The sequence below is a fragment of the Actinoplanes couchii genome (assembly GCF_016862075.1).
GTDB classification, from domain to species: domain Bacteria; phylum Actinomycetota; class Actinomycetes; order Mycobacteriales; family Micromonosporaceae; genus Actinoplanes; species Actinoplanes couchii.
Genome location: NZ_BOMG01000077.1, coordinates 40,613 through 57,964, shown reverse-complemented (window position 1 = coordinate 57,964; position 17,352 = coordinate 40,613). Strand labels below are relative to the sequence as shown.

Genomic DNA, 17,352 nt, shown 5'->3' with positions numbered 1-17,352 from the left:
CCTAGCTGCTGCGCAGGGCCTCGCCCCAGGAGGCCAGTTCACCGTGGGCGAGGCACACGACCAGGTAACCGTCGGGCCCGACCACGGCCCACGACTCGGCTTCGGGGTCCACGTCGACGACCAGGCGGGCCCCGCTGCCGAAGTCGATGCAGAGTTCGCCGTCGGCGCCGCTGCCGGCCGAGCGGACGGTCTCGCCGAGCAGGGTGGCCATGATGTCGTCGGGGTTGTCGCCGGGTTCGACGTCGGTCCGGCCACCGGGCCCGTCCAGGTGGGTGACGGTCTCGATCAGGACCCGGCAGCCGCCGGTGAACCCGAGGGCGATCGAGAACCCGAGCTGCACGTATTCCAGCCGGCGGCCGACCAGGACGCCGAGCGGGCGCGAACGCCCCGCGATAGCTGGCACCATCGATGACTCCCGATCGGTTCGTCGGTTTCGCTGATGGCAGGAACGTATGCCGTTCCGCCATAAGAGAGCCTTAAAGAAGCGAACCGTTATCTTTCGGAGTCATACGGACCGGCCGCCGCCACGATCGACCGGAATCGTTCGGCCGCCGGCCCCAGGGGACGGTCGGTGCGCCAGGTCAGGCCGACGACCCGCTGGACGCCGGGACCGGCCAGGCCGACGCCGATGGTGCCGGTGGCGCCGGCGAACTGCTCGGGCACCAGCGCCACCCCGAGACCCGCGCCGACCAGGCCTTCGATGGTCGCCAGGTCGCCGATCTCCAGCGCGATCCGGGGTGCCGCCCCGGCTGCCGCGAACAGGTCGTCGACCACGGCCCGGAAGCCGAAGCCGGGCGGGATGGTGACGAAGTCCTCGCCGGCCACCTCGGTCAGGCGCACGCGGCGCCGTCCGGCGAGACGATGGCCGGGCGGCACGACCAGGACGAGGGCCTGGGACTGCAGGGCCAGCCAGCCGTACGGGCCGTCCGGCTCGGGTGAGGTCAGGGCCAGTTCGGCGGCGCCGGTGGCCAGGTCGGGCAGGATCACGTGCCCCGGCTCCTGGCGCAGCTCGATCCGCAGGTGCGGGGCCTGTTCCCGGACGTCGTGCAGGATCCGGGGCACCAGCGAGGTGGCCATCGAGTCCAGGAACGCCAGGCGCACCGTGCCGGAGTCCGGGTCGAGCAGCCCGGCCAGGTCGGTGCGCAGCCGGTCGTAGCGCCCGACCAGGTCGCGGGCGGCGGCCAGGGTCAGATCCCCGAGCGGATTCGGGTGTACGCCTTTCGCGTCCCGTTCGAACAGGCGCACCCCGAGTTCGGCCTCGACCCGGGCGAGCAGCCGGGACAGGCTGGGCTGGGTGGTGCCGAGCGCGGCGGCGGCCTCGGTGACGTGGCGGTGGTCACCGAGCGCGAGCAGGCTTCTCAGGTCGTCGAGCTGCATCACGCTGATCATACGTACCGCGCATGAGCTTGATGATTTTCATGCATTGGACGCATGGGGACGGCGGCTGAAGAGTGGGCTCCCGTGAGCACCTATCGCCGGGCCTGCCTCGCGCTCTTCGCCGCGGGGGTGGCCACGTTCGCCCTGCTGTACAGCACTCAAGCCCTGCTGCCGGAACTGTCCGCCGCGTTCGGCGTGACCCCGGCGCAGAGTTCCTGGTCGCTCTCCGCGGCGACTCTCGGGCTCGGGGTGGCGCTGCTGATCACCGGCCCGCTGTCCGAGCGGTTCGGGCGTACCCCGCTGATCCATCTCTCGCTCGGCCTGTCCGCGGTCGTCGGGCTGGCCTGCGCGCTCGCGCCGAACTGGCCGGTGCTGCTCGGGCTGCGGCTGCTGCAGGGCGTCACCCTGGCCGGGCTGCCCGCGGTCGCCACCGCCTACCTGCGCGAGGAGCTGCCGGCGAACACCCACGCGCGGGCGGCCGGGCTGTACATCGGCGGTACCGCGCTGGGCGGGATGAGCGGGCGGCTGATCAGTGCCGCGGTGGCCGAGGCGTACGGCTGGCGCTGGGGTCTGGCCTCGGTGGCCGTCGTCGGCCTGGTCTGCGCCGCGCTCGTCCTGGCCCTGCTGCCCGCCTCGCGGAATTTCGCCGCCCGCCCGGCGTCGACCATGTCCCGCCGTGCCTTCACCGATCCGGCGCTGCTCAGCCTGTACGGGATCGGCGCGCTGTCGATGGGCGCGTTCGTGGCCGTCTACAACGCGATGGGGTTCCGGCTGACCAGCGCGCCGTTCCTGCTCGGCGCGGGCGCGGCCGGCCTGGTCTTCCTGGTCTACCCGGCGGGGACGATCAGTTCCACCGTCTCCGGGCGGCTGGCCGACCGGTTCGGGCGGCGCGCGGTGATGCCGTTCGGCTGCCTGCTGACCGCGGCCGGGCTGCTGCTGACCCTGCCGGACAACCTGGTGGCGACGGTCGCCGGGCTGGCCGTGATGACCGCCGGGTTCTTCTGCGTGCACGGTGTGGCCAGCGGCTGGGTGCCGGTCCGCGCCCACAACGGCGGGGTGCCGGCGGCGCAGGCGGCGTCGCTCTACCTGTTCGCCTACTATGCGGGGTCCTCGCTCTTCGGCAATCTGGCCGGAACCGCCTGGTCGCACGGCGCCTGGCCGTCGGTGGTGCTGCTGGCCGCACTGTGTGTGCTGGCCAGCGGGGTGCTGGCGCTGTCGCTGCGCCGGATTCCGCTGCTGATCCCGCAGCGGAGCTGAGCGATCAGCCGTCGATGCTGCGGGACAGGTTGACGATGCTGTTCACCAGGGCCTTCAGGTAGGCGTCGACCCGCCAGGCGGTGGCCACCACGCTGCCCAGCCGGGCCGCCAGCACCGGCAACGGCACCACCGTGGTCTGGGTGGACCAGACGATCGTCCGGGCCGCCAGATCGCCGATCACGCCGCGTACGATGTCCCGGGTCAGCAGGACCAGATCCCCCGCGGCCCGGGTCACCATCGTCATCGCCGAGGAGATCGCCGACAGCCCGCGCAGCGCCTCCACGTTGTTGGCCATCATCGCCAGGTAGGCGCGTACGTCCGCCCGGTCCACGTCGCCGAGGTCCCCGGCCAGGCAGCGCTCCAGGTCGTCGCCGATCCGCTGCAGCTCGGCGGCCATCGCACCCCAGTCGCCGGCCTGCTTGGCCACCACCTCGGGCATGCCGGTCAGGTCGTCGAGCATCCGGCGCAGCGGTTCGACGGTGTCCAGCACGCTGTCCAGCCCGGCCGACCGCAGCAGCGCGAACCCGTCCTCGACCGGGAGCGCGAACTCGGCCACCGGGGCCGTCTCCAGCGCCGGTTCCACCCACTCGCGCAGCTCGACCGTCTCCAGGACGTCCTCGATGATCGCGGCGGCCGGCCGGGAACGGGACTCCGGCTCGGGCTGGGGCCCGCCGTCCTCCGGTATCCCGATCAGATCGGCGAGGGTCTGCTGCCCGTCGGCGACCCGGTGCAGCCCGCTGACGAACAGCGCGAGGGTCTCCTCGACGTACTCCACCAGCTCCCCGTGCCGGACGTGCCGCTCCCCCAGCCCGGTCAGGACCCACCCGACGAGCCGCCCGAACGCCGCCTGGTCCTGCTCGAACCGGGCGACCGTCTCCCCGATCCGCCCGAGACGGACTCGCAGCACGTCGAGATGCTCGGCGTGTTCCCGGATCCGTTCCCCCACAACGGCACCGTAACGTCCCAGAGCATCCCCCGCCGGGGCAGGGCACCCACCGCCCGGGACCGCGCACCCCGGCGAACAGCCGTCGATCGGCGGTTTCCGCCCGTACACCCCGGGTCAGATGACAAGATGTTCACTCGCAAGGGGCCCGGAACAGGAGCTGGGCCGAAAGGTTCAGGTCCCGGCCGAAGCGACCGATCGTCCGGCATGTGACAGAACCCAGTCCGGTCGTCCCGGGCCTCAGCGCGTTCCAGGCTATCGGCCGGGGCGGGCAGAGCGTCGTGCATCGTGCCCGTCGTGCCGACGGCACCGATGTGGCAGTCAAGATACTGCTGGACCCGTCCGGACGTGCCCGGCTGCGCCGGGAGGCGACGTGGATGGCCGCCTGCCGGCACCCGGGCCTGCCCGAGGTGTACGACACCGGCGAGACCGACGGCCAGCCGTACCTGGTGATGGAGTTCGTCGACGGCGAACACCTGGGTGACGTGCTGCGCTCCGGCCCGCTGAGCCCGGCGCGCGCCGCCGAGATCGCCGCGGACGTCGCCGACGCGCTGAACGTCATGCACCTGACCGGGGTCGTGCACCGCGACATCAAACCGGACAACATCATCATCAGCCCGGACGGCGCCGCCCGTCTGGTCGACCTGGGCTTCGCGACCTGGTCGGGGCAGCAGAGCGGGGAGGCCGTCGCCGGCACCCTGACATACGCCCCGCCGGAGCAGAACGGCACCCTGCAGCGCCCGGTGGACGCCCGCAGCGACCTGTACGCCCTGGGCATCGTGCTGTTCGAGTGCCTGACCGGGCACCCGCCGTTCCAGGCCACCGACGCCGGCGAGCTGCTGCGCCAGCACACCGTCGCGGTGCCGAAGCTGGACCGGGACCTGCCCGCCACCCTGACCGCGGTGGTGAACCGGCTGCTGGCCAAGGACCCGGACGACAGGTACGCCGGCGCCACCGGTCTCGCCGCCGACCTGCGCCGGATCGCCGACGACCCGGACGCGGTCTTCGAGATCGCCGAGAACGACGAGCCGGTGCACCGGCCGGAGATCCCGATGGTCGGCCGGGACGCCGAGATCGCCGAGCTGGCCGCCCTGTGGGGAGAGACCTCCGACCACTGCCGGGCCGCCGTCGTCCGGGGCGGCGCCGGTTCCGGCCGCACCCGGCTGCTGCGCGAGTTCACCGGCCGCCTGGAGAACGCCGGGGTGACCGTGCTGCGCGGCGAGTGCCGTCCCGGCGACGCGCCGCTGGCCGTGCTGTCCCGGATCTTCGACACCCATCTGGAGCAGTCCGGGCCGGAGCTGGTCCAGGCCGCGGCCGGGGACGCCGCGGCCTACCTGGGCCGGCTCTCCCCCGCGCTGCGCGACATCTTCGGCGCCGGTGACGGCGGTTCCGCCTTCATGATGGCGGTCACCGCGTTCATGGGTGACCTGGCCGAGCAGACCGGCGGGCTGGTCCTGGCCCTGGACAACGCCCAGTGGCTGGACGTGGCCACCCTGCAGATGCTGCGCCAGCTGACCCAGAGCAGCACCACCCCGCTGCTGATCGTCGCCACCCTGGACACCGAGGCCGACGAGGCGAGCGAGGGGCAGCTCCCGAACGACGCCGCATGGGCCGGTTCGGAGGCGCTCACCCTGCACCTGCGGCCGATGGACCGGGCCGCCCTGGCCCGGCTGCTGGCCACCTACACCGGCGGGTACCCGCTCACCGACGAGCTGCTGGACCGGCTCGGCGCCCGGGCCAACGGCCTGCCGCTGACCGCGCTGATGCTGGCCCGCGCCGCGATCGAGGCCGGCCTGCTGTTCCCGCGCAACGGCAAGGTCGACGTAGACGCCGACGGGTTCCAGCGCATCGACATCCCCACCGACCTGGCCGGCCTGCTGCTGGAGCGGATCGACGGGCTCGGCGACCAGGGCCGGGACCTGCTGGCCACCGCCGCGGTCGCCGGTTTCCACTTCGACCCGGAGCAGGTCGCCCGGATCGCCGGGGCCGACGCCGAACTGGTCCGGGCCAGCTGCGAGGCCGCCGTCGGCCAGGGGCTGCTGGAACGCAACGGCGACGGGTACGGGTTCGTCCACGAGCAGGTGCACCGCGCGCTGCTCGCCGACCTGGACCCGGACAAGCTGCGCGACCTGCACCAGCGGGCCGCCGACGAGGCGACGTCGAGTTACGCCGAGGCCCGGCACCTGCTGCAGGGCCACCCGGAGCTGGACACCGCCCGTACCACCCGGGTCTGTCTGGCGGCGGCGCACGCCGCGCTGGAGGAGCACGCCGGGACCGACGCGATCGGGTTCCTCGAGGCCGCCGAGCCGTATCTGGACGCCGACTCGGACACCGACGTGGCCTGGACCGAGGCGCTGGGCATGGCCTACGCGCAGACCGGGCGGAGCGAGGAGGCCCGGCAGCGGTACGCGGTGGCGCTGGAGGCCACCGGTGACGCCGCGGTCCGGTCCCGGCTGCACCGCCGGCTGGCCCAGCTCAACCTGGGCAACTGGCAGCTCACCGCGGCGATGGAGGAGACCGGCAAGGGCCTGGCCGCGCTCGGGCTGTCCAGCCTGGGCGGCGGTGTCGTCGGCCTGGTCACCGGGATCGCCTATCTGCTCGCGGCGGTGCTCGTCGAGCGTACGAGGATGGGCTTCGGCACCGAGGACGAGGAGAAGCTGGCGCGGTACCGGCAGCGGTACGCCCTGTACGCGGCCGGCGCCTACGCGGCGCTGCTGGCCACCCGTCCGCGCACGATGATCGGCTACGAGATGCGGGCCCGCTACGTGGCGGCCCGGATGGGTCTCACCCCCGAGTACGCCCGGCAGGCCGCGCACAACGCCGCCATCAAGCACGCGATCACCCGCCGGCCGGCGCCCCGGGCGTTCGCCCGCGCGCAGCGGATCGCCGAGGAGGTCGGTCAGCCGGCCGCCCTGGTCTACGTCGAGTACCTGCGGCGGCTCTGCGAGACCCAGAGCGGCCGTCCCGACCTCGACGAGTACCAGCGCTGGCTGCAGCGGCACGGCGGTCTGCTGGACACCACCGAGAACCTGAACTACGCGCTGTCCCTCAGCGCGCGCTGGTTCCTGCAGGGCCGGGTCATCCCGATGCGGGCGGCGATCACCGACGGCATGGACCACGTGTGGCGCTCGGACCAGTCGGACAACCCGACCGGCCGGATCCGCGGGCTGTCCTGGATCGGCGGCCGCCCGCCGACCATCGACGACGCCACCGAGTTGCTGGACCACGCCGACCCGGCCGCGGACGACCCCGGTTCACGCCTGATGAGCCTGGTCGGCGCGGTGGAGATCTGCCGGGAGCTGCACGACTACGGCAGCACCTTCGACCGGGCCGCGGACGAGATGGCCCGGCTGGGACTGCGGCCGACCGCGGTGGCGTCCGCGCTGCGGGTGGTCTACTCGACGCTGGCCTTCGGCCGGATCGAGCAGCTGCGCACCGCGACGCCGGAGCAGCGGCCCACGGCGCTGGCCGCCGCCCGTAAGGCGGTCCGGCAGCTGCGGGACGCCGCCGACCGGGGCCGGGGCGCCGGCCGGCAGCTGGCCGCGCACCACGCGGTCGCCGCGGCCCACCTGGCGTGGCTGTCCACCGGTGACGTCCAGCGGCAGCTGGCCCGGGCCGACGAGCAGCTGGCCGGCGACGACCTGCCGGGCATGGCGATGTCGATGATGGTGCTGCGGGCCCGGATCGCCGACGAGGGTGACCACACCGAGGAGGCGGCCACCCTGGCCGAGGCCGCGGGCCGGCTCGCCGACCAGCTCGGGCAGGCCCGGGTCGCCCGGGCGGTCCGGCAGGAGTTCGGGCTGACCGCCGGGCAGACCAGCCAGGCCTCGGTGATCGACGGCGGCGCCGCCGACCGGCGCCGGCTGGGCGCTCTGGAACGGCTCAGCCGCACTCTCTCCGGCGTGGTACGCCTGGACGAGCTGAGCCGGGCCGTGCTGGACGAGACGGTGCTGATCCTGAACGCCGAACGGGCCTACCTGTTCCTGATGGACGAGTCCGACGTCCTGCAGCCGCACAGCGGACGCGACGCCGGCGGTGACGACCTGGAGGTGCTCACCGACTACGGTTCCACGATCGTGGACCGGGTGCGGCACACCGGCAAGCCGGTCGTGGTGACCGGCACCGAGGAGGGCGCGGCGCTCGGCTCGCAGAGTGTGGTCCTGCACGGTCTGCGCAGCATCATGGCCGCCCCGCTGGTGATGGACGGCCGGCTGCTGGGCGTGGTCTACCTGGACAGCCGGGTCGCCAAGGGCATGTTCACCTCGGCCGACGTCGGGATCCTCACCGCGATCACGCAGTACGTGGCCGCGGCGGTGGAGACCGCCCGGGCCGCCCAGCTGGCGGTGGCCGTCCGGGCCGCCGAGCAGCAGCGGGACATGGCCGAGACGCTGCGCGAGTCGCTGATCAGATTCAGCCGGCTGCTGGAGCCGGCGGCGATCCTGGACGAGCTGCGCGACACGCTCGCCCGGGTGCTGACGGCGGACTCCACCTACCTGATCACGGCTTCCGACGACGGTGACCTGACCGGCCCGGAGCCGGGGGTGACGGGTGCGCTGGAGCGGACCCCGGTGCTGAACCAGCTCCTGGCCGCCCCGGGCCCGCTGACCGTGGGCCACCTGCACCTGCCGTTCCTGGACCCGGCGAAGAGGCACCTGGTGGTGCCGCTGCACCGGCAGGAGACGCAGGTGGGGCTGGTGGTCCTGGCCGGGCCGGAGGAGTTCGGGCCGACCGAGATCACCCTGGCGGCGGCCATCGCCGAGGAGGCGATGATGGCCTATCACAACGCCGACCTGTTCGCGCAGGTCCGGTACATGGCCACCACCGACGCCCTGACCGGGGTCAGCAACCGGCGGCACTTCTTCACCGTCGCGCAGCAGGCGCACGCGGACGCCGTCGAGGAGGGCCGGGGCTTCGTCGCGGTCATGATCGACATCGACCACTTCAAGAAGATCAACGACCAGCACGGTCACCAGGCCGGTGACCAGGTGATCGCCACCGTGGCGGCCCGTCTGCGCGACGCGCTGCCGGCCGACGGCGAGCTGGGCCGGTACGGCGGCGAGGAGTTCGCCGCGGTCTGGTCGGCCGACGGGGACCGGGCGGTCGCCGCCGAGCGGCTGCGCAAGGCGGTCACCGGCACCCCGATCCCGACCGACGTCGGCCCGCTGACCGTGACGGTCAGTGTCGGGGTCTGCCCGGCCGACCCGTCGTCGACCGCGCTGGACGCCGCCCTGGGCGCCGCCGACGCGGCGCTCTACCAGGCCAAGCAGGGCGGCCGGAACCGGGTGGTGCTGACCGACTCGGAGGCCACCGACGCCGGGGTGACCGTCGGCGGGGAGTGACACGGCACGGCGGAAAGGGGCTCCCGGTGGAAACCGGGAGCCCCTTTCTCGGTGCGTGGATCAGTTGCCGGTGATGCTCCAGTGCCAGGCCTCGGACGGCAGGTTGACGTAGCCGTACTTCGCCGCGTTCGCCTGCAGCCAGGTGAAGGCTTTGGTCTTGCGGCTGATCGTCTTGCCGCCGGAGCTGATGTCGACGGCCAGGCCGAGCTCGTGCAGGGAGCGGCCGGGGATCGCGGTCGGCACCCGGCAGGACGACGACGGCGCCGTCCACACGTCCGGGCAGCCGTTGATCTTCCGCAGCTCGATCTGCCGCTCCTTGGTGCGGAAGCCGCCCCCGGAGATCTGCACGCCGTCCGCGGCCGCGTCGTCGACCATCCGCCGGAAGGCGAAGGCGACGGTGCGGTGCACGGTCACGCCGTGGACGCTTGCGGTGTCGGCGACGGTGAACGACGGGCGGACCCGGTCCACGACGCTCCTGCTGACCGTGGAGGCCTGCGCCGCCAGGGCCGCGGCGGTCGGCGCGGTGTCGATCCGGCGCTGGGTGGTGCCGAGCGCGGTCGTCGCGGCGGCCTGCGCGGTCAGCGCGGTGGTCAGCTCGGCGGCCACGGCCTTCGCCCCGGACCGGGCCACCCCGAGCCGGGTCGCGGCCTCCTGCACCTTCTTGCGGCGCAGGTCACGGGTGGTGGTGGCGACGGTGACGGCCTTGCGGGCCCGCTCGACGACGGTCTTCTTGCGGGGGCGCAGCTTGCCGGCCAGGCTCAGGTCGCCCTGCGCGGCGGCGAGCGCCTTCTCCGCGGCGGCCAGCGCGTCGACGGCGCCGGAGTGGGCCGTGACGGCGGTGCTCAGCCGGGCCTGCGCGGCGGCGTCCTCGCGGGTGGCCACGGCCACCTCGGTGTCCCGTACGACAAGTGTCTTCTTCTGCTGGGCGAGAGTCGCCCGCAGCTTGGCCATGGTGGCGTCGGCGGTGAGACTGCGGTACATCAGGGTCGAGTACGACTGCGCGACCTCGGGGACGGCGGCCTGCGCGGCGGCGGGGACGGTGAAGACCGGCGCGGCCGTCGCGAGGGCCAGGGTGACCGCGGCGGCGAGACGTCTGCTGTGCACCTTTTCGTACGCTCCTCAGCTCCAGTCGGCGAGCGATCCCAGTGGGTCGCTCCGTAGTTGTCCGACTGTGCTGGGCCCGGGGTGCCGCCCCGGGCCCGCAAGAGTGCGAAAGGGTTGCGGTCAGGCCACCTTCCACTTCTGGTTCGCTGTTCCGGCGCAATCCCACAGCTGGAGACGGGCGCCGTTGGCGCTGTTGTTCTCGACGATGTCCACGCACCGGTTGGCGGAGATGTTCACCAGGTCACCGGCGCCGGACAGGGTGAACCGCTGCACCGGGTTGCCGTTGCAGGTGACCAGCTGGATCGGGGTGCCGTTGGCGAGCGCCCCACCGGCCGGGTCCATGCACTTGCCCATCGCGCGCAGCGTGCCGTCGCTGTTGAAGGTCCACTTCTGCGGGGCGAGACCGTTGCAGTCGTACATCTGCAGCCGGGTTCCGTCCGCGGTGTTGCCGGACGGGATGTCGATGCAGCGGCCGTTGAGGTTGCTCTTCAGCGCGCTGCCGGTCGGCGTGGGGGTGGTGTTGCCGTCCCAGGCCGAGACGCGCACCCAGTCGACCAGCATGGTCTGCGGGAACGAGGTGGAGGCGTCCGGGCTGCCCGGCCAGTTACCGCCGACGGCCACGTTCAGGATGATGAAGAACGGGTGGTCGAAGACCCACTGGCCGTTGGCCTGGGCCGGCGTGACACGGAAGAACTCGACGCCGTCCAACTGCCAGACGATCAGATTCGGCGACCATTCCACCGCGTACGAGTGGAAGGCGTCCCCGAGCGGGGCGCCGAGCGTCTTCTTGCCGCTGATCCCCGCGCCGCCGCTGTAACCGGGGCCGTGGACCGTGCCGTACAGGTTGTTCGGCTCCTTGCCGACGTTCTCCATGATGTCGATCTCGCCGGACTGCGGCCAGCCGACACTGCCCAGGTTGTCGCCGAGCATCCAGAACGCCGGCCAGATGCCCTGGCCCTTCGGCACCTTGATGCTGGCTTCGAAACGGCCGTACTTCTGGGTGAACTTGCCGGAGGTCAGCAGTCGGCCCGAGGTGTACTGGCAGGTCCCGTACCAGCACTGGTAGTTGTTCGGGTTCTCCTTGCGGGCGGTGATCGCCAGGCGGCCCTGCCCGTCCTGCCGCACGTTGTTGGTCGAGTTCGTGTAGTACTGCAGCTCGTTGTTGCCGAAGCCGCCACCGCCGATGTCGAAGTTCCACTTCGAGCCGTCGACCGGGGCGCCGGCCGCGCCGTTGAACTCGTCGGACCAGGTGACCGGGCCGACCGCGGCGTCCGCGGTATCACCGCGGGACGCGACGGTCAGCGCACCGGCGAGCGTGGTCGCGACCACGGCTATGCCGAGCAGCATGCGTAGTTTGCGCATAGGGGGATCCTCCGGGGGAAAAGGTGCCACTACTCGCAACAGTCTTTACATTTCAAGCGGCGCCGGTCAATGCCGACGAGTTCCGGAACCCCAGATAACAATTTTTCCCGGACCCCTCCCGATCCACCACCACGGTCTGCCCCGCGACCAGTTCGCCGTGCAGGATCCGCTCGGACAGGGCGTCCTCCAGCTCGCGCTGGATGGTCCGGCGCAACGGGCGGGCGCCGAGGACCGGATCGAAACCCGTGTCCGCCAGGTACTTCTTCGCGGCGGCGGTCAGCTCCAGGCCGATGCCCCTGGCCCGGAGCTGCTCCTCGACCCGGCCGGTGAAGATGTCGACGATCCGCAGGATCTCCGGCTCGCCCAGGCGGTGGAAGACGATCGTGTCGTCGATCCGGTTCAGGAACTCCGGGCGGAAATGGCGCTTCAGCTCCTCCCCCACCCGGCTCTCGGTGGTATCCGCTGCCTGGAAGCCCACCGGGTGGGCCGACTCACGGGTGCCCAGGTTCGTGGTCAGGATGATCACCGTGTTCTTGAAGTCGACGACCCGGCCCCGGCCGTCGGTGAGCCGGCCGTCCTCCAGGATCTGCAGCAGCGTGTGGAAGACGTCCGGATGCGCCTTCTCCACCTCGTCGAACAGCACCACGCTGAACGGCTTGCGGCGCACCTTCTCGGTCAGCTGGCCACCCTCGTCGTGACCCAGGTAGCCGGGCGGGGCGCCGACCAGCCGCGCCGTCGTGGACCGGTCGTGGAACTCCGACATGTCCAGCTGGATCAGCGCGTCCTCGTCCCCGAACAGGAACGTGGCGAGGGTCCTGGCCAGCTCGGTCTTCCCCACCCCGGACGGGCCGGCGAAGATGAACGAGCCGGACGGCCGCTTCGGGTCCTTCAGGCCGGCCCGGGTCCGGCGGATCGCCCGGGACACCGCCCGCACCGCGTCGTCCTGGCCGATCACCCGCCGGTGCAGCTCCTCCTCCATCCGCAGCAGCCGGGACGCCTCCTGTTCGGACAGCCGGTGCACCGGGATCCCGGTCCAGGCGCCCAGCACCTCGGCGACCTGCTCCGCGCCGAGCTCGGTGACCTGCCCCGCGTCGAGCCCGGTGACCTCCGCTCGCAGCCGCAGCCCGGCCCCGGCCTCGTCGATAAGGTCGATCGCCTTGTCCGGCAGGAACCGGTCCGCGACGTACCGGTCGGCCAACGTCACCGCCGCCACGATCGCCGCGTCGGTGATCGTCACCCGGTGATGGGCCTCGTAGCCGGCGCGCAGCCCCTTCAGGATCTCGATGGTCTCGGCCGGCGACGGCTCGCCGACCCGGATCGGGGACAGCCGCCGCTCCAGGGCCTTGTCCTTCTCCAGAAACCTCCGGTACTCGTCCAGGGTCGTCGCGCCGACCAGCTGCAACTCGCCGCGGGCCAGCATCGGCTTCAGGATCGAGGAGGCGTCGATCGCGCCCTCGGCCGCGCCCGCGCCGACCAGCGTGTGGATCTCGTCGATGAACAGGATCACGTCGCCGCGGCTGCCGGCCTCCTTGAGCACCTTCTTCAGGCGCTCCTCGAAGTCGCCGCGGTAGCGGGCGCCGGCCACCAGCGAACCCATGTCCAGGGTGTAGACCAGCTTGTCCCGCAACGTCTCCGGGACGTCACCGCGGACGATCGCCTGCGCCAGACCCTCGACGGCGGCGGTCTTGCCCACCCCCGGCTCGCCGACCAGCACCGGATTGTTCTTCCGCCGCCGGGACAGCGCCTGCATGACCTGGGCGATCTCGCTCTCCCGGCCGATCACCGGGTCCAGATGTCCCTCCCGGGCGCGCCGGGTCAGATCCATCCCGAACTGATCCAGGATCGTCTCCCGGCGGGTCTCCCCGCGCGGTTCCCCATGCGGCTTCGGGTTCTGCCCCGGGATCTGCCCCGGGGTCTGCTCGGCGGGCACGGTCAGCCGCTCGATCACCCGCCGCCGGATCTCGCCCGGGTCCGCGCCCAGGTCGGACAGCACGCGGGCGGCCAGGCCCGCATCGTTCTCCCCGGCCCGTCCGGCCTCACCGCCGTCACGCAGCAGGCCCAGCAGAAGGTGCTCGGTGCCGATGAAGTCGTGCCCCAGCCGCAGGGCCTCGCGCAGCGCCAGCTCCAGCACCCGCTTGGCGCGCGGTGTGAACGGAATGTGTCCGGATTTCTTGCCGCCCGGCGGTTCCTGGCCACTCCGCGGCCCTTGACCACTTCGCGTTTCCGGGCCACTTCGCGGATCCTGGCCGGTTCGCGGATCCTGGCCCGGGGTGGTGATCGACTCCACGCGCTGCCGGGCGGCACTCACTGTGACACCGAGGCCGGCCAGGGTCTGCGCGGCCACGCCGTCGCCCTCCCGGACGAGGCCGAGCAGCAGATGTTCCGTACCGATGAAGGGGTGGTCGAGGGTCCTGGCCTCTTCCTGGGCCAGAACGACGACTCGGCGGGCACGGTCGGTGAACCGTTCGAACACGACACTCACGTCCTCGCGGCAAGGCCCCACGCACCCGGCCCAAGGAGACGCCGATGGTGTCGTATGCGCTGAGTCTGAGCCTCTTGGCGTTGACGCTCGGCCCGCGTGGGTGGCCTCGCTACGCTCGTGCAGGCGCGCTGCAAGCATGAGCTTACCCCGGGGAGGATCCACGATGAGCGTTGTCCACAGCCGACGGGCCGTGCCGGACCGGGCCCGCAAACGTGCCGTCCGGGCCCTCGCCGCCCAGCTCGGCGTGCCGTATTCGGTGGCCGCGCGCCTGCTGGCGAAACGCTCGGTGGTGGACGAGCACCGGGCCTGGATGTTCGCTGCCCGCGAACAGCGCACCTTCCTCGCCCGGGTCACCGACACCCGCCTCGCCGCCGGTCTGCCGCTGGGCCGCGCCACCCATCTGGTCCGCCGGTTCCCCCCGTCGCGCGGCGGGCTCCCGCTCTATCAGGGCGAGGGGCGGGAGACAACCCTTGCCATGTTGTACGCGGTTCTGCTGCACGAGTCCCCGGAGCTCCGCCCACCCGCCGGCGAACTGGACTGGGCCGCCGAGCTGGGCGAGGAGAGCGCGGTGGACGTGACGTGCGCGGCCCTGGACCGGGCGGCCCGCCTGCTGCTGGACACCGACCGCTGGCGGCTGTGGGCCCGCATCGAGACGGCGCTGACCGCCGGCGAGTCCAGCCCCGACCGCCGCTTCCGCGAGGCCGCGATCGAACTGGGCCGCGAACTGCGCTCGACCAGCCTGCGGAGTTCCGTCGACGGCGCCCGCCAGACCCTGGACGCCCTGCTGGTCGAGCCCTACCGGGGCCACGCCCCCGGCACCCACCTGCGCTCCGGAGTCGTGACCGGCGCCCACTGGACCGCCTCCGGCCCGCCGGTCTCCTACGACGTGCGGCCCGCCGATTCCCCGGCCCGCGCCTGAGAACTCCCCTACCGTGAGGCGATGCGGTTACCCAAGGTGACCCTCGCTGTCATGGTCGTCGCCGTCCTGTCCGCCATGGTGGGCGCCACCCACCTCCGGCCGGATCCCTTCGGCATCGGATGCCTCGTGACCCTGGCTGTCCTGGCCCTGCATCCGGTGCTGTTCAGAGGCGCGCTACCGACGATGGCGCGGCTGTCGATCCGGGCCGGTCTGTTCGGGCTGGCCGTCGAAACGCTGGTGCTGACCCGGTACATGGTGGTGTGGCCGTCGACGGTCATCCCGGTGGCCGGCGACGTGCCTACGCCGTCGTCCGAGATCCCGGCGCTGATGATCGGCACCGCTGGCAGCGCCCTGGTGGCCGGCACGATGTTCGGTCTCGCTCTGGCCAGGCTGTCGTGGCGTCCGCCACGCGGCGCGGTCGCCGGCGTCACCATGCTGGCGGTAGCCGGAGTCGTCACGGCCATGTCCGCCTACCGAACCTGGCAGGACACCCCGAGCGGCGTCCCCGAGATCGAGATCCCGGCCGGGAACGCCGCCGATGTCATGGTCGTGTCCTCGACATTCGTGTTCAACCCCGGCGCGGGCCTGGCCACCGCCGTCGTGCTGACCGGCGCCTACCTACTGGTCGACCGCTGCACCCGGCGTGATCGCCCGGGGGTCGCCGGAGAGGGCGCGGGCCAGGCACCGTGACTGGTGCGGCGGCAGCGGTGGCACGTCCTCCGGCGCGAACCAGCCCACCTCGACCGACTCGTCGTCGTTGACCCGGGCCTCGCCGCCGATCACCCGGCACAGCACGCCGATCGCCATCCAGTACACCTGGTCGCCGTTGGGGGCCTTCGACAGGTCGAGCGCCTCCACCGACAGCACCCGCTCGACCGTGACGTCGAGACCGGTCTCCTCCTCGACCTCGCGGATCGCACCGGCGGCGGGCTGCTCCCCGGGCTCCAGGCAGCCGGTCGTGAGCGCCCACTCGCCGGTGTCCGAGCGCCGGACCATCAGCACCCGGTCGTGGTCGTCGAGCACCACGGCGATCACTCCGGGTAACGGCAGCGGGTCGTGCCCGATCTTGGATCTGAGCGCGAGAACGAATTCGGGAACCGGCATCCCCGTACCGTAGTGCCGGTAAGCTATGACGTGTCGGCGCGGGCGCTGAAGCCACTGATGGCCACGTTCTGGTCCGCTTCGGGCTGGCGGGAGCCGCCGGTCTGGCTGGATCCGATCACCATGGCGCGGGCGGTGGCGGACGGCGTGATGTTCGATCGGCCACGTGTCGACACACACGACGGCTGGGTGACGGCCGCTGCCGACGCGGCCGGTGCCGTCTCCGCGGCGGAGGTCGGTGACGCGTTCCTGGAGAGTCTGAGCAGCCGGAGACTGGATCTGCGGTCGGCGCTCGGATCGTGGACGACCGCGGTGAACGTACGGCCGCATCAGTTGTCGGTTGATTCTGATCAGGTTTTTTGTGCGGTGTGCGGGCAGTTCGCGACGCCCGGCGAGGACCTGAACGTGCTCGCTTTCGAGCGGTTCAAGTGGGGTGGGGTGCGGCACGACTCGGTGCGGTACGCCGCCTTCGACCTGGAACAACTCCGCCACGCACCGCGCATCGGGGCATCCGCCGAGGATCGCGAGCTGTGCCGGGCGGTGGTCGCGGCGCTGGCAGCGCTCGGGCCGCGGGCGTCGATGGCCCGGTCGGTGGAAGCGATCAGGATGGTGCCGGGCAGTCGTGCCGAACGACAGACGCTCGTGGAGATCCTGCGCCGGTGCGAGGATCTCCACGAGTTCTGGTAGCTACCGGGCGGCTACTTCGTCGCGCCCAGGGCCCACTCGACCGAGACGGTCGCCGTCAACTGCTGGCGGCCGGGCTCGATGGGCAGGGCCTTGTCCGCCATCATGCCCGCGTATGACCGAAGTTGTTCACTCGGCATCGGGAAGCCGGGTGACGACTCGCTGATCCGCAGCACCCGGCCGAGCGGCCGCCCCGACTCGCGGGCGTAGAGTTCCGCCTTCGCCCGGGCGTCGGCGAACGCCTTCTTCCGGGCGTCCGCGAGCAGCGTGCTGTCGTCACCGATGGCGAACGACACCCCACTGAGCCGGGCCGCATCCCCACCGGCCCGCACCGCGTCGGCGATCAGCACCCCGGCCTTCGTCAGGTTACGCACGGTAGCGGTGATCCCCTGGTTCACCGTATAACCGGTGATCTTGCCTTTGTCGTCGGTCTTCGGGTTGATGTCTACGTTGGAGGTCTGCAGGTCGACCTTGGCGATACCCCCGCTGACCAGCGTGTTCCGCATCTTGGTGGCCGCCGCGGTGGCCCCGCTGAGAGCCGCGCCGACGGTGGCCGCACTGCTCTCGGCGGCGAAGTTGGCGGTCAGCGTGTCCGGTTCCCCGAACACCTTCCCGACGCCGCTGACCTGCACACCCTCCCAGGGCGGCTCGGCCGGCGAGGCATGGGCCGGAACACCGCCGAACAGCGCGGCACCGGTCGCCAGCGCGACGAGCGAGGGCATGGAAACAAGTGAACGATTCATTTTCCTACCTTTATAGCCATTTTCAACCCATTAAAGACACT

13 protein-coding genes are annotated in these 17,352 nt (G+C 72.0%); 5 read left to right on the top strand and 8 right to left on the bottom strand.

Going from position 1 to position 17,352, the window contains the following annotated elements:
* Position 1: 1 nt before the first annotated feature.
* Both Aco03nite_RS31180 and Aco03nite_RS31175 read right to left on the bottom strand, forming a co-directional pair.
* On the bottom strand, positions 2 to 406 hold the full coding sequence (locus tag Aco03nite_RS31180) for a DUF6188 family protein (protein ID WP_203801206.1): 405 nt from the start codon (positions 404 to 406) through the stop codon (positions 2 to 4).
* A gap of 86 nt (positions 407 to 492) precedes the next feature.
* Positions 493 to 1,377 carry a LysR family transcriptional regulator gene (locus Aco03nite_RS31175; RefSeq protein WP_203801204.1) on the bottom strand — a complete coding sequence of 295 codons (885 nt, stop codon included), beginning with the start codon at positions 1,375 to 1,377 and terminating at the stop codon, positions 493 to 495.
* 84 nt (positions 1,378 to 1,461) lie between these two features.
* Here Aco03nite_RS31175 and Aco03nite_RS31170 point away from each other — a divergent pair, with 84 nt between their 5' ends.
* Positions 1,462 to 2,634, top strand: a complete 1,173-nt coding sequence (locus Aco03nite_RS31170; protein WP_239145586.1) for an MFS transporter — start codon at positions 1,462 to 1,464, stop codon at positions 2,632 to 2,634.
* Positions 2,635 to 2,638: 4 nt separating this feature from the next.
* Here the strand turns inward: Aco03nite_RS31170 and Aco03nite_RS31165 are convergent, their stop codons facing one another.
* Positions 2,639 to 3,580: a hypothetical protein gene (locus Aco03nite_RS31165; RefSeq protein ID WP_203801199.1), complete on the bottom strand. Its 942-nt coding sequence runs from the start codon at positions 3,578 to 3,580 to the stop codon at positions 2,639 to 2,641.
* Between the two features lie 206 nt (positions 3,581 to 3,786).
* On the opposite strand from Aco03nite_RS31165, the gene Aco03nite_RS31160 reads away from it, so the two are divergent.
* Positions 3,787 to 8,916, top strand: a complete 5,130-nt coding sequence (locus Aco03nite_RS31160) for a diguanylate cyclase (RefSeq protein ID WP_203801196.1) — start codon at positions 3,787 to 3,789, stop codon at positions 8,914 to 8,916.
* Positions 8,917 to 8,976: 60 nt separating this feature from the next.
* Here Aco03nite_RS31160 and Aco03nite_RS31155 read toward each other — a convergent pair whose 3' ends face one another.
* The 3 genes from Aco03nite_RS31155 to Aco03nite_RS31145 all read right to left on the bottom strand — a co-directional run bounded on the left by Aco03nite_RS31155 (position 8,977) and on the right by Aco03nite_RS31145 (position 13,855).
* Positions 8,977 to 10,020, bottom strand: a complete 1,044-nt coding sequence (locus Aco03nite_RS31155; RefSeq protein ID WP_239145585.1) for a M15 family metallopeptidase — start codon at positions 10,018 to 10,020, stop codon at positions 8,977 to 8,979.
* Positions 10,021 to 10,140: 120 nt separating this feature from the next.
* Positions 10,141 to 11,382 carry a glycoside hydrolase family 16 protein gene (locus tag Aco03nite_RS31150; protein ID WP_203801190.1) on the bottom strand — a complete coding sequence of 414 codons (1,242 nt, stop codon included), beginning with the start codon at positions 11,380 to 11,382 and terminating at the stop codon, positions 10,141 to 10,143.
* A 52-nt stretch (positions 11,383 to 11,434) separates the two neighbouring features.
* The gene (locus tag Aco03nite_RS31145) at positions 11,435 to 13,855 is read right to left on the bottom strand and encodes an ATP-dependent Clp protease ATP-binding subunit (protein WP_203801267.1); all 2,421 of its coding nucleotides are present in this window, start codon (positions 13,853 to 13,855) and stop codon (positions 11,435 to 11,437) included.
* A 172-nt stretch (positions 13,856 to 14,027) separates the two neighbouring features.
* Between Aco03nite_RS31145 and Aco03nite_RS31140 the strand changes: the two genes are divergently transcribed.
* Positions 14,028 to 14,783, top strand: a complete 756-nt coding sequence (locus Aco03nite_RS31140; protein ID WP_203801187.1) for a hypothetical protein — start codon at positions 14,028 to 14,030, stop codon at positions 14,781 to 14,783.
* A 21-nt stretch (positions 14,784 to 14,804) separates the two neighbouring features.
* Positions 14,805 to 15,473 (top strand): hypothetical protein, encoded by a 669-nt coding sequence (locus Aco03nite_RS31135; RefSeq protein ID WP_203801185.1) that lies wholly within the window; start codon positions 14,805 to 14,807, stop codon positions 15,471 to 15,473.
* Here the strand turns inward: Aco03nite_RS31135 and Aco03nite_RS31130 are convergent.
* Positions 15,402 to 15,887 carry an NUDIX hydrolase gene (locus Aco03nite_RS31130; protein WP_203801183.1) on the bottom strand — a complete coding sequence of 162 codons (486 nt, stop codon included), beginning with the start codon at positions 15,885 to 15,887 and terminating at the stop codon, positions 15,402 to 15,404. The two genes, Aco03nite_RS31135 and Aco03nite_RS31130, sit on opposite strands and share 72 nt — an antisense overlap.
* Before the next feature lie 12 nt (positions 15,888 to 15,899).
* Between Aco03nite_RS31130 and Aco03nite_RS31125 the strand changes: the two genes are divergently transcribed.
* A complete protein-coding gene (locus Aco03nite_RS31125) occupies positions 15,900 to 16,571 on the top strand; it encodes a hypothetical protein (RefSeq protein ID WP_203801181.1) in 672 nt (223 codons plus the stop codon).
* A gap of 11 nt (positions 16,572 to 16,582) precedes the next feature.
* On the opposite strand, the gene Aco03nite_RS31120 is transcribed toward Aco03nite_RS31125, so the two are convergent.
* On the bottom strand, positions 16,583 to 17,290 hold the full coding sequence (locus Aco03nite_RS31120) for an SIMPL domain-containing protein (protein WP_239145584.1): 708 nt from the start codon (positions 17,288 to 17,290) through the stop codon (positions 16,583 to 16,585).
* Positions 17,291 to 17,352: the final 62 nt, after the last annotated feature.

Coding starts and splice junctions, on each gene's coding strand:
- Aco03nite_RS31180 (WP_203801206.1), bottom strand. CDS start 406: ATGGTGCCAGCTATCGCGGGGCGTTCGCGCCCGCTCGGCGTCCTGGTC.
- Aco03nite_RS31175 (WP_203801204.1), bottom strand. CDS start 1,377: ATGCAGCTCGACGACCTGAGAAGCCTGCTCGCGCTCGGTGACCACCGC.
- Aco03nite_RS31150 (WP_203801190.1), bottom strand. CDS start 11,382: ATGCGCAAACTACGCATGCTGCTCGGCATAGCCGTGGTCGCGACCACG.
- Aco03nite_RS31140 (WP_203801187.1), top strand. CDS start 14,028: ATGAGCGTTGTCCACAGCCGACGGGCCGTGCCGGACCGGGCCCGCAAA.
- Aco03nite_RS31135 (WP_203801185.1), top strand. CDS start 14,805: ATGCGGTTACCCAAGGTGACCCTCGCTGTCATGGTCGTCGCCGTCCTG.
- Aco03nite_RS31130 (WP_203801183.1), bottom strand. CDS start 15,887: ATGCCGGTTCCCGAATTCGTTCTCGCGCTCAGATCCAAGATCGGGCAC.
- Aco03nite_RS31120 (WP_239145584.1), bottom strand. CDS start 17,290: ATGCCCTCGCTCGTCGCGCTGGCGACCGGTGCCGCGCTGTTCGGCGGT.